General features: G+C 70.3%; 15 protein-coding genes. 3 read left to right on the top strand and 12 right to left on the bottom strand.

What is annotated here, in order from left to right; translation table 11 throughout:
- Entirely contained in the window at nucleotides 1-2,868 is a 2,868-nt protein-coding gene (gene uvrA, locus M1R94_RS13485; protein ID WP_249382230.1) for an excinuclease ABC subunit UvrA, read from the bottom strand.
- Between the two features lie 124 nt (nucleotides 2,869-2,992).
- On the opposite strand from uvrA, the gene M1R94_RS13480 reads away from it, so the two are divergent.
- Nucleotides 2,993-3,685, top strand: coding sequence for an MBL fold metallo-hydrolase (locus tag M1R94_RS13480; protein ID WP_249382229.1), 693 nt, complete (start codon nucleotides 2,993-2,995; stop codon nucleotides 3,683-3,685).
- 20 nt (nucleotides 3,686-3,705) lie between these two features.
- On the opposite strand, the gene M1R94_RS13475 is transcribed toward M1R94_RS13480, so the two are convergent.
- The gene (locus tag M1R94_RS13475; protein ID WP_249382228.1) at nucleotides 3,706-4,317 is read right to left on the bottom strand and encodes a hypothetical protein; all 612 of its coding nucleotides are present in this window, start codon (nucleotides 4,315-4,317) and stop codon (nucleotides 3,706-3,708) included.
- On the bottom strand, nucleotides 4,314-5,699 hold the full coding sequence (locus M1R94_RS13470; RefSeq protein ID WP_249382227.1) for a serine/threonine-protein kinase: 1,386 nt from the start codon (nucleotides 5,697-5,699) through the stop codon (nucleotides 4,314-4,316). Before M1R94_RS13470 ends, M1R94_RS13475 begins: the two co-directional genes overlap by 4 nt.
- Nucleotides 5,700-5,838: 139 nt before the next feature.
- Here M1R94_RS13470 and M1R94_RS13465 point away from each other — a divergent pair, with 139 nt between their 5' ends.
- Complete coding sequence (locus M1R94_RS13465) at nucleotides 5,839-6,132, top strand: YciI family protein (RefSeq protein WP_249382226.1); 294 nt, start codon at nucleotides 5,839-5,841, stop codon at nucleotides 6,130-6,132.
- A 3-nt stretch (nucleotides 6,133-6,135) separates the two neighbouring features.
- Here the strand turns inward: M1R94_RS13465 and M1R94_RS13460 are convergent, their stop codons facing one another.
- Together M1R94_RS13460 and uvrB are read right to left on the bottom strand one after the other, a co-directional pair.
- Entirely contained in the window at nucleotides 6,136-7,179 is a 1,044-nt protein-coding gene (locus tag M1R94_RS13460) for a TerC family protein (RefSeq protein ID WP_249382225.1), read from the bottom strand.
- 222 nt (nucleotides 7,180-7,401) lie between these two features.
- On the bottom strand, nucleotides 7,402-9,510 hold the full coding sequence (uvrB, locus tag M1R94_RS13455; protein WP_283253400.1) for an excinuclease ABC subunit UvrB: 2,109 nt from the start codon (nucleotides 9,508-9,510) through the stop codon (nucleotides 7,402-7,404).
- Between the two features lie 103 nt (nucleotides 9,511-9,613).
- Here uvrB and M1R94_RS13450 point away from each other — a divergent pair, with 103 nt between their 5' ends.
- Nucleotides 9,614-10,237: a TetR/AcrR family transcriptional regulator gene (locus tag M1R94_RS13450; protein ID WP_249382224.1), complete on the top strand. Its 624-nt coding sequence runs from the start codon at nucleotides 9,614-9,616 to the stop codon at nucleotides 10,235-10,237.
- Between the two features lie 58 nt (nucleotides 10,238-10,295).
- Here the strand turns inward: M1R94_RS13450 and pcp are convergent, their stop codons facing one another.
- The 7 genes from pcp to M1R94_RS13415 all read right to left on the bottom strand — a co-directional run bounded on the left by pcp (nucleotide 10,296) and on the right by M1R94_RS13415 (nucleotide 17,905).
- Nucleotides 10,296-10,943 carry a pyroglutamyl-peptidase I gene (gene pcp, locus M1R94_RS13445; RefSeq protein ID WP_249382223.1) on the bottom strand — a complete coding sequence of 216 codons (648 nt, stop codon included), beginning with the start codon at nucleotides 10,941-10,943 and terminating at the stop codon, nucleotides 10,296-10,298.
- Nucleotides 10,940-11,536, bottom strand: coding sequence for a dephospho-CoA kinase (gene coaE / locus M1R94_RS13440; protein WP_249382222.1), 597 nt, complete (start codon nucleotides 11,534-11,536; stop codon nucleotides 10,940-10,942). Before coaE ends, pcp begins: the two co-directional genes overlap by 4 nt.
- A 2-nt stretch (nucleotides 11,537-11,538) precedes the next feature.
- Entirely contained in the window at nucleotides 11,539-12,423 is an 885-nt protein-coding gene (locus M1R94_RS13435; RefSeq protein WP_249382221.1) for a siderophore-interacting protein, read from the bottom strand.
- Nucleotides 12,424-12,549: 126 nt separating this feature from the next.
- Nucleotides 12,550-14,073, bottom strand: coding sequence for a 30S ribosomal protein S1 (gene rpsA / locus M1R94_RS13430; RefSeq protein WP_249382220.1), 1,524 nt, complete (start codon nucleotides 14,071-14,073; stop codon nucleotides 12,550-12,552).
- 165 nt (nucleotides 14,074-14,238) lie between these two features.
- Complete coding sequence (locus M1R94_RS13425) at nucleotides 14,239-15,951, bottom strand: dipeptide ABC transporter ATP-binding protein (RefSeq protein WP_249382219.1); 1,713 nt, start codon at nucleotides 15,949-15,951, stop codon at nucleotides 14,239-14,241.
- Nucleotides 15,952-15,956: 5 nt separating this feature from the next.
- Nucleotides 15,957-16,904 (bottom strand): ABC transporter permease, encoded by a 948-nt coding sequence (locus tag M1R94_RS13420; RefSeq protein ID WP_249382218.1) that lies wholly within the window; start codon nucleotides 16,902-16,904, stop codon nucleotides 15,957-15,959.
- Nucleotides 16,901-17,905 carry an ABC transporter permease gene (locus tag M1R94_RS13415; RefSeq protein WP_249382217.1) on the bottom strand — a complete coding sequence of 335 codons (1,005 nt, stop codon included), beginning with the start codon at nucleotides 17,903-17,905 and terminating at the stop codon, nucleotides 16,901-16,903. Before M1R94_RS13415 ends, M1R94_RS13420 begins: the two co-directional genes overlap by 4 nt.
- Between the last annotated feature and the right edge of the window lie 2 nt (nucleotides 17,906-17,907).

Raw genomic sequence — 17,907 nt, 5'->3', positions numbered from 1 at the left:
TCAGGCGGATCGCGCCGCCGTGAGCTCCAGGACGTCGAGGGCCTCGGCCAGGAAACGCCCGGTGTGGCTCTCGGGGACCACGGCGATCTGCTCCGGCGTTCCTTCAGCCACGACGACACCGCCGCCCGAGCCACCCTCGGGTCCCATGTCGACCACCCAGTCGGCGTTCTTGATCACGTCCAGGTTGTGCTCGATCACGATCACGCTGTTGCCCTTGTCGACCAGTGACTGAAGCACCCCGAGGAGCTTGCGGATGTCCTCGAAGTGCAGCCCGGTCGTCGGCTCGTCCAGGACGTAGATCGTGCGGCCCGTCGACCGCTTCTGCAGCTCGCTGGCGAGCTTGACGCGCTGAGCCTCGCCTCCCGAGAGGGTCGGTGCGGACTGCCCGAGTCGGACGTAGCCCAGCCCGACGTCGACCAGGGTCTTGAGGTGCCGCGAGATCGCGGGGACGGCGGCGAAGAACTCCGCGGCCTCCTCGATCGGCATGTCCAGGACGTCGGCGACGGTGCGACCCTTGAAGTGCACCTCGAGAGTCTCGCGGTTGTACCGGGCGCCGTGGCACACCTCGCACGGCACGTAGACGTCAGGCAGGAAGTTCATCTCGATCTTCAGCGTGCCGTCCCCCGAGCACGCCTCGCACCGCCCGCCCTTGACGTTGAACGAGAAGCGACCGGGTGCGTACCCACGCACCTTGGCCTCGCTCGTCTCGGCGAAGAGCTTGCGGACGTGGTCCCAGACACCGGTGTAGGTCGCGGGGTTGGAGCGCGGGGTCCGGCCGATCGGGCCCTGGTCCACGTGGACGACCTTGTCGAGGTGGTCCAGGCCGGTGACCCGGGTGTGGCGTCCGGGAACCTGTCGAGCGCCGTTGAGCTCGTTGGCCAGCACGGTGTAGAGGATCGCGTTGACCAGGGTCGACTTGCCGGACCCGGAGACACCGGTGACCGCGGTGAGTGTTCCCAGCGGGAACGAGACGTCGATGCCACGCAGGTTGTGCTCGCGCGCGCCCACCACGGTGAGCATGCGGCTCGCGTCGACCGGGCGCCTGGTCGCCGGCATGGGGATGGACCGGCGTCCCGAGAGGTAGGCCCCGGTGACGGACTCGGCCGAGGCGAGCAGACCGGCGAGATCGCCCGAGTGGACCACCCGCCCGCCGTGCTCCCCCGCACCCGGGCCGATGTCGACGATCCAGTCGGCCGACCGAATGGTGTCCTCGTCGTGCTCGACGACGATCAGGGTGTTGCCCAGGTCGCGCAGGCGGGTCAGCGTGTCGATCAGCCGTCGGTTGTCGCGCTGGTGCAGCCCGATGCTCGGCTCGTCCAGCACGTAGAGGACCCCGACCAGGCCCGAGCCGATCTGGGTGGCCAGCCTGATCCGCTGGGCCTCGCCACCGGACAGCGTCCCGGCGGGCCGGTCCAGGGCGAGGTAGTCCAGCCCGACGTCGAGCAGGAAGCCCAGCCGCGCCTGGATCTCCTTGAGGACCTGCGTCGCGATCGCGCGCTCACGCTCCCCGAGCTCGAGGTCGGCAAGGAAGTCCCGGGCCTCGCGCAGAGGCAGGGCGCACACCTCGGCGATCGACCGACCGCCCACCCGTACCGCCAGCACCTCGGGCTTGAGGCGGGCGCCGTGGCACACCGGGCACGGTACCTGTCGCATGAAGGCCTCGTACTTCTCCTTCGACCAGTCCGACTCGGTCTCGCCGTGCCGGCGCTCGATGAAGGTCACGACCCCCTCGAAACCAGTGCTGTACTGACGCTCCCGGCCCCAGCGGTTCTTGTACCGGACGTGCACCTCATGGTTCTGGCCGTACAGGATCGACTCGCGGGCACGCTCCGGCAGCGCACGCCAGGGCACATCCATTGAGAAGCCGAGCTCGTCCGACAGTGCCTTGAGCACGCGCTGGAAGTACTCCGAGGAGGTCTGCGCCCAGGGCGCGACGGCTCCCGAGGCCAGGGTCGCCTCCTCGTCGGGGATCACGAGGTCAGGATCGACCTCGAGCCTGCTGCCGATGCCCGTGCACTCGGGACATGCACCGTAGGGGGCGTTGAAGGAGAAGGTCCGCGGCTCGATCTCGTCCAGGGCCAGCTGGTGCTCGTTCGGACAGGCGCGGTGCTCGGAGAACCGCCGCTCGCGCTCGGGGTCGTCCGCCTCGGCGTCCACGAGCTCGACCACGAGCAGTCCCGCGGCCAGCCCGAGCGCGGTCTCGACCGAGTCGGTCAGCCGGCGCTGGACTCCCTCTCGGGCCACGAGCCGGTCGATGACCACCTCGATCGTGTGCTTGAGCTTCTTCTCCAGGGCGGGGGGCTCGGTGAGCTGGACGACCTCACCGTCCACCCTGGCGCGGGCGAACCCCTTGGACTGGAGCTCCTTGAACAGGTCGGCGTACTCGCCCTTGCGCCCACGGACGACGGGCGCCAGCACCTGGTACCGCGTCCCCTCGGGCAGCTCGAGCAGCCGGTCGACGATCTGCTGCGGGGTCTGGCGGCTGACCTGCTCGCCGCACACCGGGCAGAACTGCGTGCCGGCACGCGCGAAGAGCAGGCGCAGGTAGTCGTAGACCTCGGTGATGGTCCCGACCGTCGAGCGTGGGTTGCGGTTGGTCGACTTCTGGTCGATCGACACCGCGGGCGAGAGCCCCTCGATGAAGTCGACGTCGGGCTTGTCCATCTGGCCCAGGAACTGGCGGGCGTAGGCCGAGAGGGACTCGACGTAGCGTCGCTGCCCCTCGGCGAAGATCGTGTCGAAGGCCAGCGACGACTTGCCCGAGCCGGACAGGCCCGTGAACACGATGAGGCTGTCCCGAGGGAGGTCGAGGTCGACGTTGCGCAGGTTGTGCTCGCGTGCGCCCTGCACGAGGAGTCGGTCATTCACCCGCCCATGGTAGGTCGCTCACCAGGTGCGTACAAGTGTTCGAAGCGGCGTCACCGCGCCAGCGCCTGTCGACCGGGCCCACGGTCCCGCCGCGTGACCGGTCGAGAAGGAGGAGGATGAGGCCATGGAGTACACCGGTGCCGTCGTCCGCTCCGGCCCCACAGCCGTCCGGGAGCTCGACGAGATCGTGGTGCGCAAGGTCTCGGTCGGCACGATGGACAACAACGCCTACCTGCTCACCTGCCGCGCACGGGGCGACCAGGTGCTGGTCGACGCAGCAGCCGAGCCCGCGCGCCTTCTCGCCCTGGTCCGTGAAGGGTCCTCGGCCGCCGATCTCACGACGATCGTCACGACGCACCGGCACGCCGACCATCACGGCGGGCTCGAGTCGCTCCACGCCGTCACCGGAGCCGAGGTCGCGGCCGGTGCCGAGGACGCCGACGCGCTGCCCGTGCCCGTGACGCGTCGGCTGCACCACGGGGACGTGCTCTGCCTGGGGCACGTGGCCCTCGAGGTCGTCGCCCTGCGTGGGCACACCCCCGGTTCGGTCGCTCTGGCCTACCGGGAGCCCGCTCGCACCCGGGCGCCCGGCAGCGTGCCGGGCCGTGTGCACCTGTTCACGGGCGACAGCCTCTTCCCCGGCGGCCCAGGACGCACGACCTCCCCGCGGGACTTCGCGCAGCTGATGGACGACCTCGAGGAGCGGGTCTTCGGTCGATTCGACGACAGCACCTGGGTGTACCCGGGCCACGGGGACGACACGACTCTCGGCGCAGAACGTCCCCACCTGGCCCGGTGGCGTGCGCGCGGCTGGTAGCGCTCACGCCACCGTGTCGATCAGGGTCGCCCCCCGGGCTTCCCACCACCGCTGCTGTTGCCGGGCCCCCGCCCGCCGCTCCCCGGTCCGTCCTGAGGCGGCGGGCCCGCGTCGACCTTGTCCGCCGGCTCCGCAGGTGGTGGGCCACCACCCCCGGAGGTGCCCTGCACAGCCTCGGCCTCGCGACCCGCGACGGCCTCAGCCTCGGCCGCGGCCTCCTGAGCCGCGGCCTCCTGCTGAGCCGCGGCCTCCTGCTGAGCCGCGGCCTCCTGCTGCGCCACCGCCTCTTGGGCGGCTCGCTCCGCGGCCGCGCTGCGGACGGCCTCGTCGAGCTGGCGCGCCGTCCGGTCCAGGGCCTGCTCGATCGTCCGGTGACGCGACGCCGAGACCTGCCCCTCGCCCACCGCGAGCTCGAGGTCCTCGCGCACCTGCTCGAGGGCGTCGGCGGCTGCGTCGAGCTGGTCGGCGGCAGCCGCCCGGGTCACCTCGAGGACACCGTCCTGCAACCGGGCGGTTGCCTCAGGGCCGAGCTCGGCCGTCGTCGTGCACGCCCCCGTCACCAGGACGCCGGTCACCAGCAGTCCGGTTCCCAGCCCCCGGGCTTGCTGCAGCCGATGCCTCGCGCGCGTCACGGCTCGACGCTCCGTTGCAGGTCGTCCAAGGCGTCCCCGAGCGGTCCGTCGACCGCCGGGTACGTCGGCGACTGCACAGGCTCCGTCTCGCCCGTCGTATGCCAGGTGAAGACACTTGCCACGGCGACCAGGACGACCGCGACCAGGGCCGACGCGCTGAGCAGGATGCGCTGACGTCGCAGGCCCGGGCCTGCTGCGGACGGCGTATCGGCAAGGCTGGGGCGGACCCGTGGCTGCTCTGCCGAGCGTTCGGCCTCCGCCTGGACCTCATGGGTCGGCAGGCGCTGGGTGTGACCGTACGGGTCCTCGCTCGACGTGGCGTCCTGGTCGCGGCGTCGGCGCACCGGTGAGGGCGCGACGCGGGGTGGGATGGCGGCAGGGGGGCGAGCGAGAGCGGGTGCCGCCCCCTCCTCCACGACCGTCCGTGGCGCATCGTGCGCCGCACCGCCCACCGGGGTCGGGACAGGCGTCGCGGTCGGGACCTCCCCGGTCGAGATCGCGCCGAGGCCCGCGAGTCCGTGCAGCCGTGCGGCGACCTGTGCGGCCGAGGGGCGATCGGCGGGGTCCCGGGCTGTCATCCCGCGCAACAGCTCGGTCCACTCCTCGCCCACCGTGTCGGGGATCGCAGGCGAGACGTTCAGGCGGGCTGCCGCGACCTCGACCGGCGTACCGGTGAACGCCTTCGCTCCGGTCAAGCACTCGAGCAGGACCAGGCCGAGGGCGTAGATGTCCGTCGCGGGGCCGACGGCAGCCCCCATGGCCTGCTCAGGACTCAGGTAGGTGGCCGTACCCAGGGTCGTCCCCGTCATCGTGAGACGGGGCCCGTCCGAGAGCCGCGCGATCCCGAAGTCGGCGAGCTTGACCAGCGGTCCGGTGGTCAGGGCCAGCGGCTCCTGATCCTCCTCGGCATCGAGCAGGTCCCGGTCGAGCAGGAGGATGTTCGCAGGCTTGATGTCCCGGTGGACCACGTCCGTGGCGTGGACCACGGCCAGGGCCTCGGCGAGCTGCTGACCGATCCGGGCGGTGTCCTTGACGGTCAGACGGGCGGACTGCAGGTGGTCGGCGAGGGTCGGGCCGTGGACCAGCTCCATCACCAGGTACGTCTGGCGCAACGGCCCGCCGGCCTCCACGATCCCTGCGTCGTGCAGGGTGACCAGGCCCGGATGGCTCAGCTGGGCGAGCACCAGCATCTCCGCCCGATGCCTCTCGGTCTCCTCGGCGTGCTCAGCGACCGGTGGGAAGAGCTTGACGGCGACGTCTCGCACCAGGACGAGGTCGTGCGACCGGTAGACGGTCGCCATGCCGCCCTGCCCCAGGACCTCGTCGAGGCGATAGCGGCCGTCGAGGACGACGTCGTGGGCAACGTCCGACCTCGGCCTCACGTCCCGCCTCCTCCTCTGGCCCGCAGCGGTACCCGACGGGCACCGGGGCACGGCCGCACTGCTTCCGAACCTAGGTGCGACCCGCCGACCCTGCACCTCGGCATCGGGTGAAAGCCCGCGGGCCGGGCACAATGCCTGCATGACGATCTACGCCGTCCAGTACACCTACGACTCCCGTGACGCCCTGCGCGACGAGGTCCGGCCCGAGCACCGCGACTACTTCCGTTCGCTGGCCGACGCCGGAAGCCTGCTCGGCTCGGGACCGTACAGCGAGGGCGCCCCGGGGGCCCTGCTGATCCTCCGTGCCCCCGACGACGCCGCACTCGACGCCCTGCTCGCCGCGGACCCGTTCCACCGCGAGGGGCTCATCAGCCAGAGCGTCGTCCGCCCCTGGAACCTGGTCATCGGGCCCTGGGCGTCGACCGCGGACTGACCGTCAGCCGTCCCGCGACCGCAGCTCCTGCGTCGCGTCGACCGGTTCGTCCGCCTCGGGCAGCTCGACCTTCCCGGCCCGTCGGGTCGCTGCCAGGCTCGCCAGCGTCGCGACCGCGAGAGTCCCGAGGATCACCGTGAGCGAGAGCCAGATCGGGATCTCGGGCGCCCACTCGACGTGCCGTCCACCGTTGATGAACGGCAGCTCGTTCTGGTGGAGCGCCTCCAGCACCAGCTTGATCCCGATGAAGCCCAGGATCAACGACAGGCCCTGCGAGAGGTAGATGAGGCGCTTGAGCAGTCCACCGAGCAGGAAGTAGAGCTGTCGCAGGCCCAGCAGGGCGAAGGCGTTGGTCGTGAAGACCAGGTACGGCTCCTTCGTGAGGCCGTAGATCGCCGGGATCGAGTCCAGCGCGAAGAGCACGTCGGTCGAGCCGATCGCGATCATCACGATGAGCATGGGCGTGAACACGCGACGCGTACCGAGCCGGACCGAGAGGCGGTCCCCGTGGTACTCGGTCGTCGTGGGCAGGACCCGTCGGAGCAGACGCATCAGCCTGTTCTCGTGGAACTCCGACGGCGCCTCGTTGGCGTGGTCCTCCCGGGCGAGCTTGACCGCGGTGTAGATCAGGAACGCACCGAAGAGGTAGAAGACCCAGGAGAACTGGGCGATGGCCGCCGCCCCGGCGAGGATGAAGACCGTGCGCAGGAGCAGCGCGATGGCCACACCGACAAGCAGCACCTTCTGCTGGTAGATCCTGGGCACCGCGAAGCGGGTCATGATGATGAGGAAGACGAAGAGGTTGTCGACCGAGAGGCTCTTCTCGGTCACGTACCCCGCAAAGTACTCACCGCCGTGGCTGGTGTCCCACACCAGCGTCACCCCGACGCCGAAGACCAGTGCCAGCCCGATGTAGACCGAGGACCAGATCGCCGACTCCCGGAAGGTCGGCTCGTGGGGGGTCCGCACGTGCGCGTAGAAGTCGAAGACGAAGAGGACCAGGATCGCCACGACCGTGGCGCCCCAGACCCACAGGGGAACATGCATGACTTGCCTCCGGCACCGTGCGCTGAGTACCGAAGGTCTCCTCCACCGGGCTGACCAGCCAGGCCGACGGAACCGGGCGAGGATCAGGACCCCGCCGTGATGACGACTCCGCCGCTTCGGGAGTACTCCCCTTCACGAACCACTGGAGCATAGGTCATCGCGGCCCCGTACCCCGACACCCCCGCCAGCGCCCCGACGAGTCGTGTCCGGGGGCCCGTCGCGTCAGGCGGTCGCGCCCTGCATGTCGCGGAGCTCCTTCTTGAGCCCGGAGATCTCGTCCCGCAGGCGGGCTGCGAGCTCGAACTGCAGCTCGGCGGCCGCGCCGTGCATCTGGGTGCTGAGCTCCTGGATCAGGTCAGCGAGGTCGCTGGCTGCGGCGCCCGCCAGACGGCTCGGCCCCGACGAGGCCGAGCCCTTGGCGCCGGTCTTGCCGGGCACCGGTGCCTTGCCCTTGCCGGAGTTGCGGTAGCCACCTGCGAGCAGCTCGGCCGTGTCGATGTCCTCACGGAGCAGCATGTCCGTGACGTCGCTGATGCGCTTGCGCAGCGGGGTCGGGTCGATCCCGTTGAGCACGTTGTGAGCGACCTGCTTCTCCCGGCGACGGTTGGTCTCGTCGATCGCCTGCGCCATCGCGGGGGTGATCCGGTCGGCGTACATGTGGACCTGACCCGAGACGTTGCGCGCGGCACGGCCGATGGTCTGGATCAGTGAGGTCCCGGACCGCAGGAAGCCCTCCTTGTCGGCGTCGAGGATGCTCACCAGCGAGACCTCGGGAAGGTCGAGACCCTCCCTGAGCAGGTTGATGCCGACCAGCACGTCGAACTGCCCCATGCGCAGCTCCCGGAGGAGCTCCACCCGGCGCAGGGTGTCCACCTCGGAGTGCAGGTACTGCACCCGGACGCCCTTCTCGAGCAGGTAGTCGGTGAGGTCCTCGGACATCTTCTTGGTGAGCGTGGTCACCAGGACCCGCTCGTCCTTGTCGACGCGGGTGCGGATCTCCTCGAGCAGGTCGTCGATCTGGCCGGTGGTGGACTTCACGACCACCTCGGGATCCACCAGGCCCGTGGGTCTGATGATCTGCTCGACCACACCGTCCCCCTGCGAGAGCTCGTAGGCACCGGGCGTCGCCGAGAGGTACACCGTCTGCCCGATCCGCTCGACGAACTCCTCCCATCGCAGCGGCCGGTTGTCCATCGCGCTCGGCAGGCGGAACCCGTGCTCGACCAGCGACCGCTTGCGGGACCGGTCTCCCTCGTACATCGCACCGATCTGCGGCACGGTGACGTGCGACTCGTCGATGACCAGCAGGAAGTCCTCGGGGAAGTAGTCCAGCAGGGTGTGGGGGGCCGTCCCGGGGCCGCGTCCGTCGATGTGCCGGGAGTAGTTCTCGATGCCTGAGCAGCTGCCGACCTGCCGCATCATCTCGACGTCGTAGGTGGTGCGCATGCGCAGGCGCTGAGCCTCGAGCAGCTTGTTCTGCCGTTCGAGCTCCGCGAGCCGTTCCTCCAGCTCGCTCTCGATCCCCGAGACCGCCCGCTCCATCCGCTCGGGCCCGGCGACGTAGTGCGTCGCGGGGAAGACGTACATCTCCTGCTCGGACCGGATGATGTCACCGGTGAGCGGGTGCAGGGTGTGGATCGCCTCGATCTCGTCGCCGAAGAACTCGATCCGCAGGGCGAGCTCCTCGTACACCGGGATGATCTCGACGGTGTCCCCACGTACCCGGAACGTACCGCGGGTGAACGCCATGTCGTTGCGTGCGTACTGCATCGTCACGAAGCGCCGGAGCAGCTGGTCACGCTCGATGTGGTCGCCGACCGACAGCCGCACCATCCGGTCGACGTACTCCTGTGGCGTGCCCAGCCCGTAGATGCACGAGACCGACGCCACCACCACGACGTCGCGCCGGGTCAGGAGCGAGTTGGTCGCCGAGTGACGCAGCCGCTCGACCTCCTCGTTGATCGAGGAGTCCTTCTCGATGTAGGTGTCCGACTGCGCGATGTACGCCTCGGGCTGGTAGTAGTCGTAGTACGAGACGAAGTACTCGACCGCGTTGTTCGGCAGCAGCTCGCGGAACTCGGTCGCGAGCTGCGCGGCAAGGGTCTTGTTGGGGGCCATCACCAAGGTCGGGCGCTGGAGCTTCTCGATCAACCACGCGGTGGTCGCCGACTTCCCCGTACCGGTCGCACCCAGCAGCACGACGTCCTTCTCCCCGGCCTGGATCCGGCCGGTCAGCTCCTCGATGGCCTGGGGCTGGTCACCCGCCGGCGTGTAGTCGGAGATCACCTCGAAGGGGGCGACCCGGCGCTGCAGGTCGGTGACAGGACGCATGGGACCACGGTACGTCGCACCACCGACACCGGCTGACCGTCGTCACCCCGCAGGGACGCAGCACCCGGTCCTGGCCGAAGGGTTCGCGTACTACTGTGCCTGCGTGCCCGTCGCCGGATCCTCCCCTCCCCGCCCGGACGGCAACGCCGCCCGTCGCGCCAGCACCAGCCGTCAGGTGCTGGACGCCGCGGCGGCCCTGATGGCCGAGCGGGGCTACGCCGAGACCTCTCTCGACGCGGTGGCCGAGCGGGCCGGCGTCGCCAAGGGCAGCATCTACTACAACTTCGGTTCCAAGGCGACCCTCTTCACCTCGCTGATCGACCACACCATGAGCGGATTCAGCGAGGCGCTGCGCAGGGCAGCCGCCGGACGCACCGGCACCGACGCCCTGGACGCCGTGATCTGCGCCCTGCTGACCCAGGTGCGTGACAACCCGGCAGGCACCAAGGTGCTGGCCTCTGAGCTGTTCCGCACCGGGCGGACCTGGCAGGAGTCGCTGCGTCCGGTGCGCGAGGAGATCGTCTCGGTCTTCCGGCAGGTCATCGTCGACGCAGACCCCACCGCGGACGCGTACGTCGCCGCCCCAGCGGCCTTCGGTGCGACCCTCATCGCCGGGCTCGAGTGGCGAACCTTCCAGCCCGACAGACCGTTGAGCGAGATCGCCGGCACGGTCCTGGCGAGCGTGCGCGGGGTCCTCCCACCCGACGCCGCCACACCCACCGACTAGCGCCTGAGGTCCTGGACGGGCTCAGACCGACCGGACGCACCTGCGCGCCAGGGAGGTGTCAATGGGTGGCCCCGCCGCGCAGCGACTCCTCGGGCGGCCGCTCGAGCGAGGTGCGCACCACGAGGTCCAGAGCGCGAGTCGCAGCCTGCGTGGCCAACGACGGACCGTCCGTCGGGACCTGTGCCGGCGTCCGAGGCACATGCACGAAGCCACCCCGCACGTCGGGTGCCGCGGCCAGCAGATCCATCAGCGCGTAGAAGACCGCGTTGCAGACGTAGGTCCCCGCAGTGCCCGACACCTCGGCGGGCACTCCTGCCGCAAGGATCCGGGCCACGCACGCCTTGACCGGCAGCGTCGAGAAGTACGCCGTCGGTCCGCCCTCGACCACGGCACGGTCCACCGGGAGGTTCCCGTCGTTGTCCGCGATCGGCGCGTCGACGAGGTTCACCGCCACCCTCTCCACGCCGACGGCGCGACGGCCACCCGCCTCCCCGACGCACAGCACGAGCGCAGGGCGGTGCTCGACCACCGCCGCCCGCAGCGCGGCGGGTGCACCCTCGAAGCTCACCGGGAGCCGCAGCACGACGACCCGTGCCGGTCCGGACCAGCCGTGGGCGAGTCCCTCCACGGCCGACCAGGAGGCGTTCGTCGACTGACCGTCGAAGGGCTCGAAGGCCGTGACAAGGACGGTCGGCATCGGTGTCATGCCGCTTCCCAGCGCGCCCAGAGGTCGTCCACCTGTCGCCGCAACGCCGCCGTCGTCCCCGAGCCGTCGAGGACGACGTCCGCGACCGCCCGCCGCGACGAGTCGTCGGCCTGGGCCGCGATCCGCGCCCTGGCCTGGCCGGCCTCCATCCCTCGACCACGGACCAGCCGCTCGACCCGCACCGCCTCGGGCGCCTCGACGACGACCACCACGTCGAAGTCGCCGGCCTGACCGGTCTCCACGAGCAGCGGGACGTCATGGACGACGACCGCGGCCCGGGCCTGCACGGCGCGGGCCTCCTGACGTGCCGCCTCGGCACGGATGCGCGGGTGCAGCAGACCGTCGAGCGCTGCCCGCGCGTCGGGGTCGGCGAAGACCACCTCGGCCAGCGCGGGCCGGTCCAGCGCGCCGTCGGCTCCCAGCACCCGCTCGCCGAAGGCCGCCACCACGGCGCTGAGCCCGTCCGAACCTGCAGCGACCACCTCACGGGCGAGCAGGTCGTGGTCGACGACCACGGCCCCCAGCTCGCGCAGGCGCGCAGCGACGACCGACTTCCCGGCCGCGATCCCCCCGGTCAGGCCCACTCGTCGCACGGTCAGTCCGGGTCGCTCGGGTCGATCGGGGCGTGGTGGTCGAAGGCGGCCTCGCCGAGCCGCCAGTAGCCCGAGACCTCGGCCTGCCGGGCCGTCAGCCGCAGGTCTCGACGCAGGTGCCGCCGGACGCCGCGCAGCGTGCCCGCCTCGCCGCCGAACCAGACGAAGGTCGAGCGGTCGACCAGTCCGCGACGCTGCACCGCACGCTCGAGAAGCGGTTCGGTCCCCGGCGCGCGTCCGTGCCGGTGCAGCCAGCTGATCTCGAGCGGGCGGCCCGCTGGCCCCACCTGGTCGAGGTAGGTCTCGTCGGCGGCGGAGTCGACCTCCGCGAGAACACGGACGGCGACGTCGACGGGAAGCAGCTCGAGCCACCGGGCGATCGCAGGCAGCGCGGTCTCGTCGCCCCCGAGCAGCACACTGGTCACACCGGGCGGTACGAGCTTGGACCCCTTGGGGCCTGCGACGACCAGCCGGTCGCCCACCGTCGCGTGCCCCGCCCAGGTGGAGGCGGGCCCGACATCCCCGTGCAGCACGAGGTCCAGGTCGAGCTCGGGACCCGTCGGGCCGCGACTGCGGTACGCGCGAGGGGTGTAGTCGCGAACGTGCAGGGTGCCCGAGGACGGACGCTCGAGCCCCTCCGCGGTCAGGACAGGCGCCGCGAGGTGCCCGGTCGTGGGGTCCGGGAAGAAGACCTTCACGTGGTCGGTGGGTCCCTGAGCCTCGAGGTCGACCAGCTCAGGGCCCGCCACTGTGACCCTGACCATCCGTGGTCCGACCAGACGGACACCGACGACCCGCAAGTCACGCACCGCCAGCTTGTGACGGATCTTCGTGCGGCCTGGGCCCGTGCGCCGCCCGTCGGGGGCTGCGCTCTCCTGTGCACTCACCGCGACAGACTAGCCCGGCGCCAGCGATCGTCACCCACCCCCTGGCGATCCGGACATGCCGACGGGCCGGCCACCCTGAGGTGACCGGCCCGTCGCGTGAACCGTTGCGCCCGTGGGCGCGCGGTGTCAGTTCCCGGTGAGCTTCTCGCGCAGTGCGGCGAGAGCCTCGTCCGAGGCCAGCGTGCCACCGGTCTCCTCGGCCGGGGTCGAGGAGTAGCTGCTCGATCCCGACGAGGAGGACGAGGACGACGAGGAGGAGGACGAAGACGAGGACGAGGACGAGGAGGTCGCCTCAGGCGCGTTGGCGGCGTCGAGGTCAGCCTGGACCGCCTCGGCGACCTGCTTCTTGTGCGACTCCCAGCGCGAGTGGGCGGCGGCGTACTGGGCCTCCCAGGTCTCACGCTGCGACTCGAAGCCCTCGAGCCACTCGTTGGTCTCGGGGTCGAAGCCCTCGGGGTACTTGTAGTTCCCCTTGTCGTCGTACTCGGCGGCCATGCCGTACAGCGCGGGGTCGAAGTCCTCGCTGGTCGGGTCCAGACCCTCGTTCGCCTGCTTGAGCGACAGCGAGATGCGACGACGCTCGAGGTCGATGTCGATGACCTTCACGAAGGTGTCGTCGCCGACGTTGACGACCTGCTCGGGCAGCTCGACGTGGCGGACGGCCAGCTCGGAGATGTGCACCAGGCCCTCGATGCCGTCCTCGACGCGCACGAACGCGCCGAACGGGACGAGCTTGGTGACCTTTCCGGGAACGACCTGCCCGATGGCGTGCGTCCGGGCGAAGGCCTGCCACGGGTCCTCCTGCGTCGCCTTGAGCGAGAGCGAGACGCGCTCACGCTCGAAGTCGACGTCGAGCACCTCGACGGTGACCTCCTGGCCCACCTCGACGACCTCGGAGGGGTGGTCGATGTGCTTCCAGGACAGCTCGGAGACGTGGACGAGACCGTCGACGCCGCCGAGGTCCACGAACGCACCGAAGTTGACGATCGAGGACACGACACCGGGGCGGACCTGGCCCTTCTGCAGGGTCTGCAGGAAGGTCGAGCGCACCTCGGACTGCGTCTGCTCGAGCCAGGCACGGCGCGAGAGCACGACGTTGTTGCGGTTCTTGTCGAGCTCGATGATCTTCGCCTCGATCTCCTTGCCGACGTACGGCTGGAGGTCACGGACGCGACGCATCTCCACGAGCGACGCAGGAAGGAAGCCACGCAGACCGATGTCGAGGATGAGGCCGCCCTTGACGACCTCGATGACGGTGCCGGTGACGACGCCGTCCTCCTCCTTGATCTTCTCGATCGTGCCCCAGGCGCGCTCGTACTGCGCGCGCTTCTTGGACAGGATCAGACGGCCTTCCTTGTCCTCCTTCTGCAGGACCAGGGCCTCGACCGCGTCACCGACCTTGACGACGTCGTCCGGGTCGACGTCGTGCTTGATCGAGAGCTCGCGAGAGGGGATGACGCCCTCGGTCTTGTAGCCGATGTCCAGCAGGACCTCGTCGCGGTCGACCTTGACGATGGTTCCCTCGACGATGTCGCCATCGTTGAAGTACTTGATCGTGGCGTCGATCGCGGCGAGGAAGTCCTCAGCCGTACCGATGTCGTTGATCGCGACCTGAGGAGTCGTCGGCTTGGTAGGGGTGGAGATGGTCATTGAGTTTCGAGCTCCGATGCGGACAGGGAGTAGTTCGGACAGGGAAGGTGCAGGATGGCCCGTGGAGAGCCTGCGCTCTCCGAGGGTGATGTGGGCGCAACACGTGACACGCCGTCGATCATCCTATCTGCGCACGGAAGGCGCGGTCAAAGAGAACGAACCGGGTCAGCCGGCACGCAGACCCAGCTCCAGGTCACGGCCGGGGATCGCGTCGAGCAGGGCACGGGTGTACTGCTGCTGCGGACGGTCGAAGACGTCGTCGACCGTGCCCTGCTCGACGATCCGCCCCTTCTCCATCACGCACACCCGGTCGGCGATCTGCCGCACCACGGCCAGGTCGTGGCTGATGAACAGGTAGCTCAGCCCGAGCCGGTGCTGCAGGTCGGCCAGCAGGTGCAGGATCTGCGACTGGACGATGACGTCCAGGGCGGAGACGGCCTCGTCGCACACCACCAGGTCGGGGTTGAGGGCCAGCGCCCGCGCGATCGCGACCCGCTGACGCTGGCCCCCGGAGAGCTCGGCCGGGTAGCGCCGCAGGAGGTGCGGTGCCAGGGCGACGTCCTCCATGAGCTGGTGCACCCGGTCGCGGCGCTCGGCGGCCGTGCCGAAGTCGTGGGCCCGCAGCGGCTCCTCGATCGTCCGGTGGATGGTGTACAGCGGGTCGAGGGAGGCGTACGGGTCCTGGAAGATCGGCTGGACCTTGCGTCGGAACCTGACCTCGGCCGCGCGGTCCGCCCCGCCCACGGACTCACCGTTGAACCGGATCGTGCCCGAGGTCGCCGGGATGAGGTCGAGCATCATCCTGGCCACGGTCGACTTGCCCGACCCCGACTCCCCCACCACCGCGACGGTGGTGCCGCGGGGGATGACGAAGCTCACGTCGTCCACCGCCGTGAAGTCCGAGCTGCGCGAGAACAGGCCCCTGCCTCGCAGCTTGAACACCTTGGTGATGCTCTCGACCTCGATGATGTTGTCCGCGTCCGCGTCCGGACCGGCGGGGTCGTGCGGGGTGGCCGAGACCGCCAGGAGGTCGTCCGCGACGGCCTCGGTCTTCCCTGCCTGCTTGGCCAGCTGGATGCGGCGGGAGGCGAGCGAGGGCGCCGCGGCGAGCAGCCGCCGGGTGTACTCGTGCTGCGGGTCGGTCAGCAGCTGCGTCGCGGGGCCCTGCTCCACGACCTCGCCCTGGTACATCACCACGATCCGGCTCGCGCGCTCGGCTGCCAGACCGAGGTCGTGGGTGATCAGCAGCACCGCTGTACCCAGCTCGGCCGTCAGCACGTCGAGCCGGTCCAGGATGGTGCGCTGCACCGTGACGTCCAGGGCCGAGGTCGGCTCGTCCGCGATCAAGAGCCGAGGCCGGCAGGAGAGCCCCATCGCGATCAGCGCCCGTTGACGCATGCCCCCGGAGAACTCGTGCGGGTACGACGACGCACGATGGGCGGCGTCGGGCAGCCCGGCCTCCTCCAGGAGCTCCACGGCGCGGCGTCGAGCGGCCTCACCACGCGCGACACCGTTGTCCTCGAGGGCCTCGACGATCTGCGTCCCCACGCGCATCACGGGGTTCAGGTTGGACATCGGGTCCTGGGGGACCATGCCGATGTCGCTGCCCCGCATCCGGGCGATCCCCGCGCCGCTCAGCGCTGCCACGTCGGTGCCGTCGAAGAGGATCTGACCGCCGCTGACGCGGCCGTTCTGCGCGAGCAGACCGATCACGGCCATGGCGGTGGTCGACTTGCCCGAGCCGGACTCGCCGACGATCGCGACCGTCTCACCGGCCATGACGTCGAAGCTCGCTCCACGGACGGCCTTCATCGCCCCGTGCTCGGTGGTGAAGGTCACCTCGAGATCCCGCAGGCTCAGCAGCGGCTGGGGTTGCACGCCGGTCACCCCTTCCTCGTCTTGGGGTCGAGGGCCTCACGCAGGGCCTCGCCGAAGAGCGTGAAACCCAGAGCGGTGACCGCGATGCACGCACCTGGCCACAGGGCCAGCCGTGGCGCCACCTCGAGCTCGTTCTGGGCGGCGGTGAGCATGCGACCCCACTCGGCGGTCGTCGGCGACCCACCACCCAGACCGAGGAAGGACAGCGCCGCCGCCTCGATCACCGCGGTCGCGAGCATCAGGGTCGCCTGGACGATCACCGGTCCCAGGCTGTTCGGGAGCACGTGGCTCATCGTCACCGTGCGTCGGGACAGGCCGAGGGATCGCGCCGCGAGGACGTAGTCCTGGCCCCGTTGCGCGAGCATCGTGCCGCGCAGCAGGCGAGCGAAGATCGGGACCTGGACCACACCGATCGCGACGATCACCGCGGTCGAGGACTGGCCGATCACTGCGGCGATGGACACCGCGAGCAGCAGCGACGGTACCGAGAGCATGAGGTCGACCAGCCGCATGGTCGCGGTGTCCACCCAACCGCCGAAGGCGCCGGCCAGCAGGCCGAGCAGTGCACCCCCCATCAGCCCGAGCATCGTGGACAGCACGCCGATCAGCAGGGACGCCCGAGCCCCCCAGATGAGCTTGGACAGCAGGTCGCCGCCGTACCGGTCCAGGCCGAGCAGGTAGTCGGCGGACGGCCCTGGGATGAAGGTCGGGCGGATCTCGGCCCGCCCGGGCAGGGCACCCGCGCCGTAGGGCGCCAGGACCGGCGCGAGCAGCGCCACGAGGATGAACACCAGCACGATCGAGGCGCCGATCACCGCACCCGGGTTCCGGCGCAGTCGGCGGGCCGCGACCCGCCAGATGCTCGCTCCGGCGTCGTCACGCGGGTCGCGCGGTGCGGACGAGGACAGGACAGGGTCCTGGAGGGCGCCCTGGGCAGCGGGTTCGGTGGTCATCGCACTCGCATCCTCGGGTCGATGAGGCCGTAGGAGACGTCGACGGCCAGGTTCACCAGCGCGTAGACGACGGCGATGAACAGGATGAATCCCTGGAGCACGGCGTAGTCCAGGTTGAAGACCGCGTTGGCCAGGAAGCTCCCGATCCCGTTGAAGGAGAACACGGTCTCGGTGAGGACCGCTCCGGAGAGCAGCAGTCCGACCTGGAGCCCGATCGTCGTGGCCACCGGGAGCATCGCGTTGCGCAGCACCACCCGGCGGCGCAGACGTGGCCCCCGCAGGCCCTTGGCGCGGGCGGTGCGCACGTAGTCGGCGTTCTGCACCTCGATCACCGAGGCACGGGTGATCCGCGCGATGATCGCCAGCGGGATCGACCCGAGGGCGACCGCCGGGAGGACCAGGTGACGCAACGCGTCCCAGGCGGCATCCCACTCACGCGTGAGCAGCCCGTCCAGCACGTAGAAGCCCGTCGGGTGCGTCGCGAGCATCGACGGGCTCTGCCGGCCCGTCGAGGGGAACCAGCCGAGCTGCACCGCGAAGAGGTACTTCAGCAGGAACGCCAGGAAGAAGACCGGGATGGTGACCCCGAGCAACGATGCGGCGACCGTCGTGTGGTCCAGGAAGCGGCCCTGGTGGCGCGCCGCGACGTATCCCAGCGGGATCCCCACGCCGACCGCGAGCAGCAGAGCCAGCAGGGTCAGCTCGATGGTCGCCGGGAACCGCTGGAGGAACTCGTCGAGCACCGGGACCGCGGTACGGGTCGAGGCGCCGAAGTTGCCCTGGAGGAGCTGTCCCATCCAGGTCAGGTACTGCTCGACCAGCGGGCGGTCGAACCCGTAGAGCGCGTTGATGCGCTCCACGGCCTCGGGTGTGGCGCGCTCCCCCAGGAGGGCCGTTGCCGGCCCTCCTGGAAGAGCGCGCACCCACAGGAACAGCAGGATCGACAGACCGAGCAGGGTCGGTATCAGCAGCGCGAGGCGCTGCAGGATGAGTCGGACCATCG

It is taken from the genome of Actinotalea alkalitolerans, assembly GCF_023369855.1.
Taxonomy (GTDB): domain Bacteria; phylum Actinomycetota; class Actinomycetes; order Actinomycetales; family Cellulomonadaceae; genus Actinotalea.
The sequence above is the reverse complement of the archived record's forward strand: the minus strand, read 5'-3'. Positions and strand labels throughout refer to the sequence as shown.

Bases quoted from the DNA above. Each gene is read 5' to 3' on its own strand.
- rpsA (WP_249382220.1), bottom strand. From the start codon at position 14,073: ATGACCATCTCCACCCCTACCAAGCCGACGACTCCTCAGGTCGCGATC.
- pcp (WP_249382223.1), bottom strand. From the start codon at position 10,943: ATGACACCGATGCCGACCGTCCTTGTCACGGCCTTCGAGCCCTTCGAC.
- M1R94_RS13465 (WP_249382226.1), top strand. From the start codon at position 5,839: ATGACGATCTACGCCGTCCAGTACACCTACGACTCCCGTGACGCCCTG.
- M1R94_RS13415 (WP_249382217.1), bottom strand. From the start codon at position 17,905: ATGGTCCGACTCATCCTGCAGCGCCTCGCGCTGCTGATACCGACCCTG.
- M1R94_RS13460 (WP_249382225.1), bottom strand. From the start codon at position 7,179: ATGCATGTTCCCCTGTGGGTCTGGGGCGCCACGGTCGTGGCGATCCTG.
- M1R94_RS13480 (WP_249382229.1), top strand. From the start codon at position 2,993: ATGGAGTACACCGGTGCCGTCGTCCGCTCCGGCCCCACAGCCGTCCGG.
- uvrB (WP_283253400.1), bottom strand. From the start codon at position 9,510: ATGCGTCCTGTCACCGACCTGCAGCGCCGGGTCGCCCCCTTCGAGGTG.
- M1R94_RS13420 (WP_249382218.1), bottom strand. From the start codon at position 16,904: ATGACCACCGAACCCGCTGCCCAGGGCGCCCTCCAGGACCCTGTCCTG.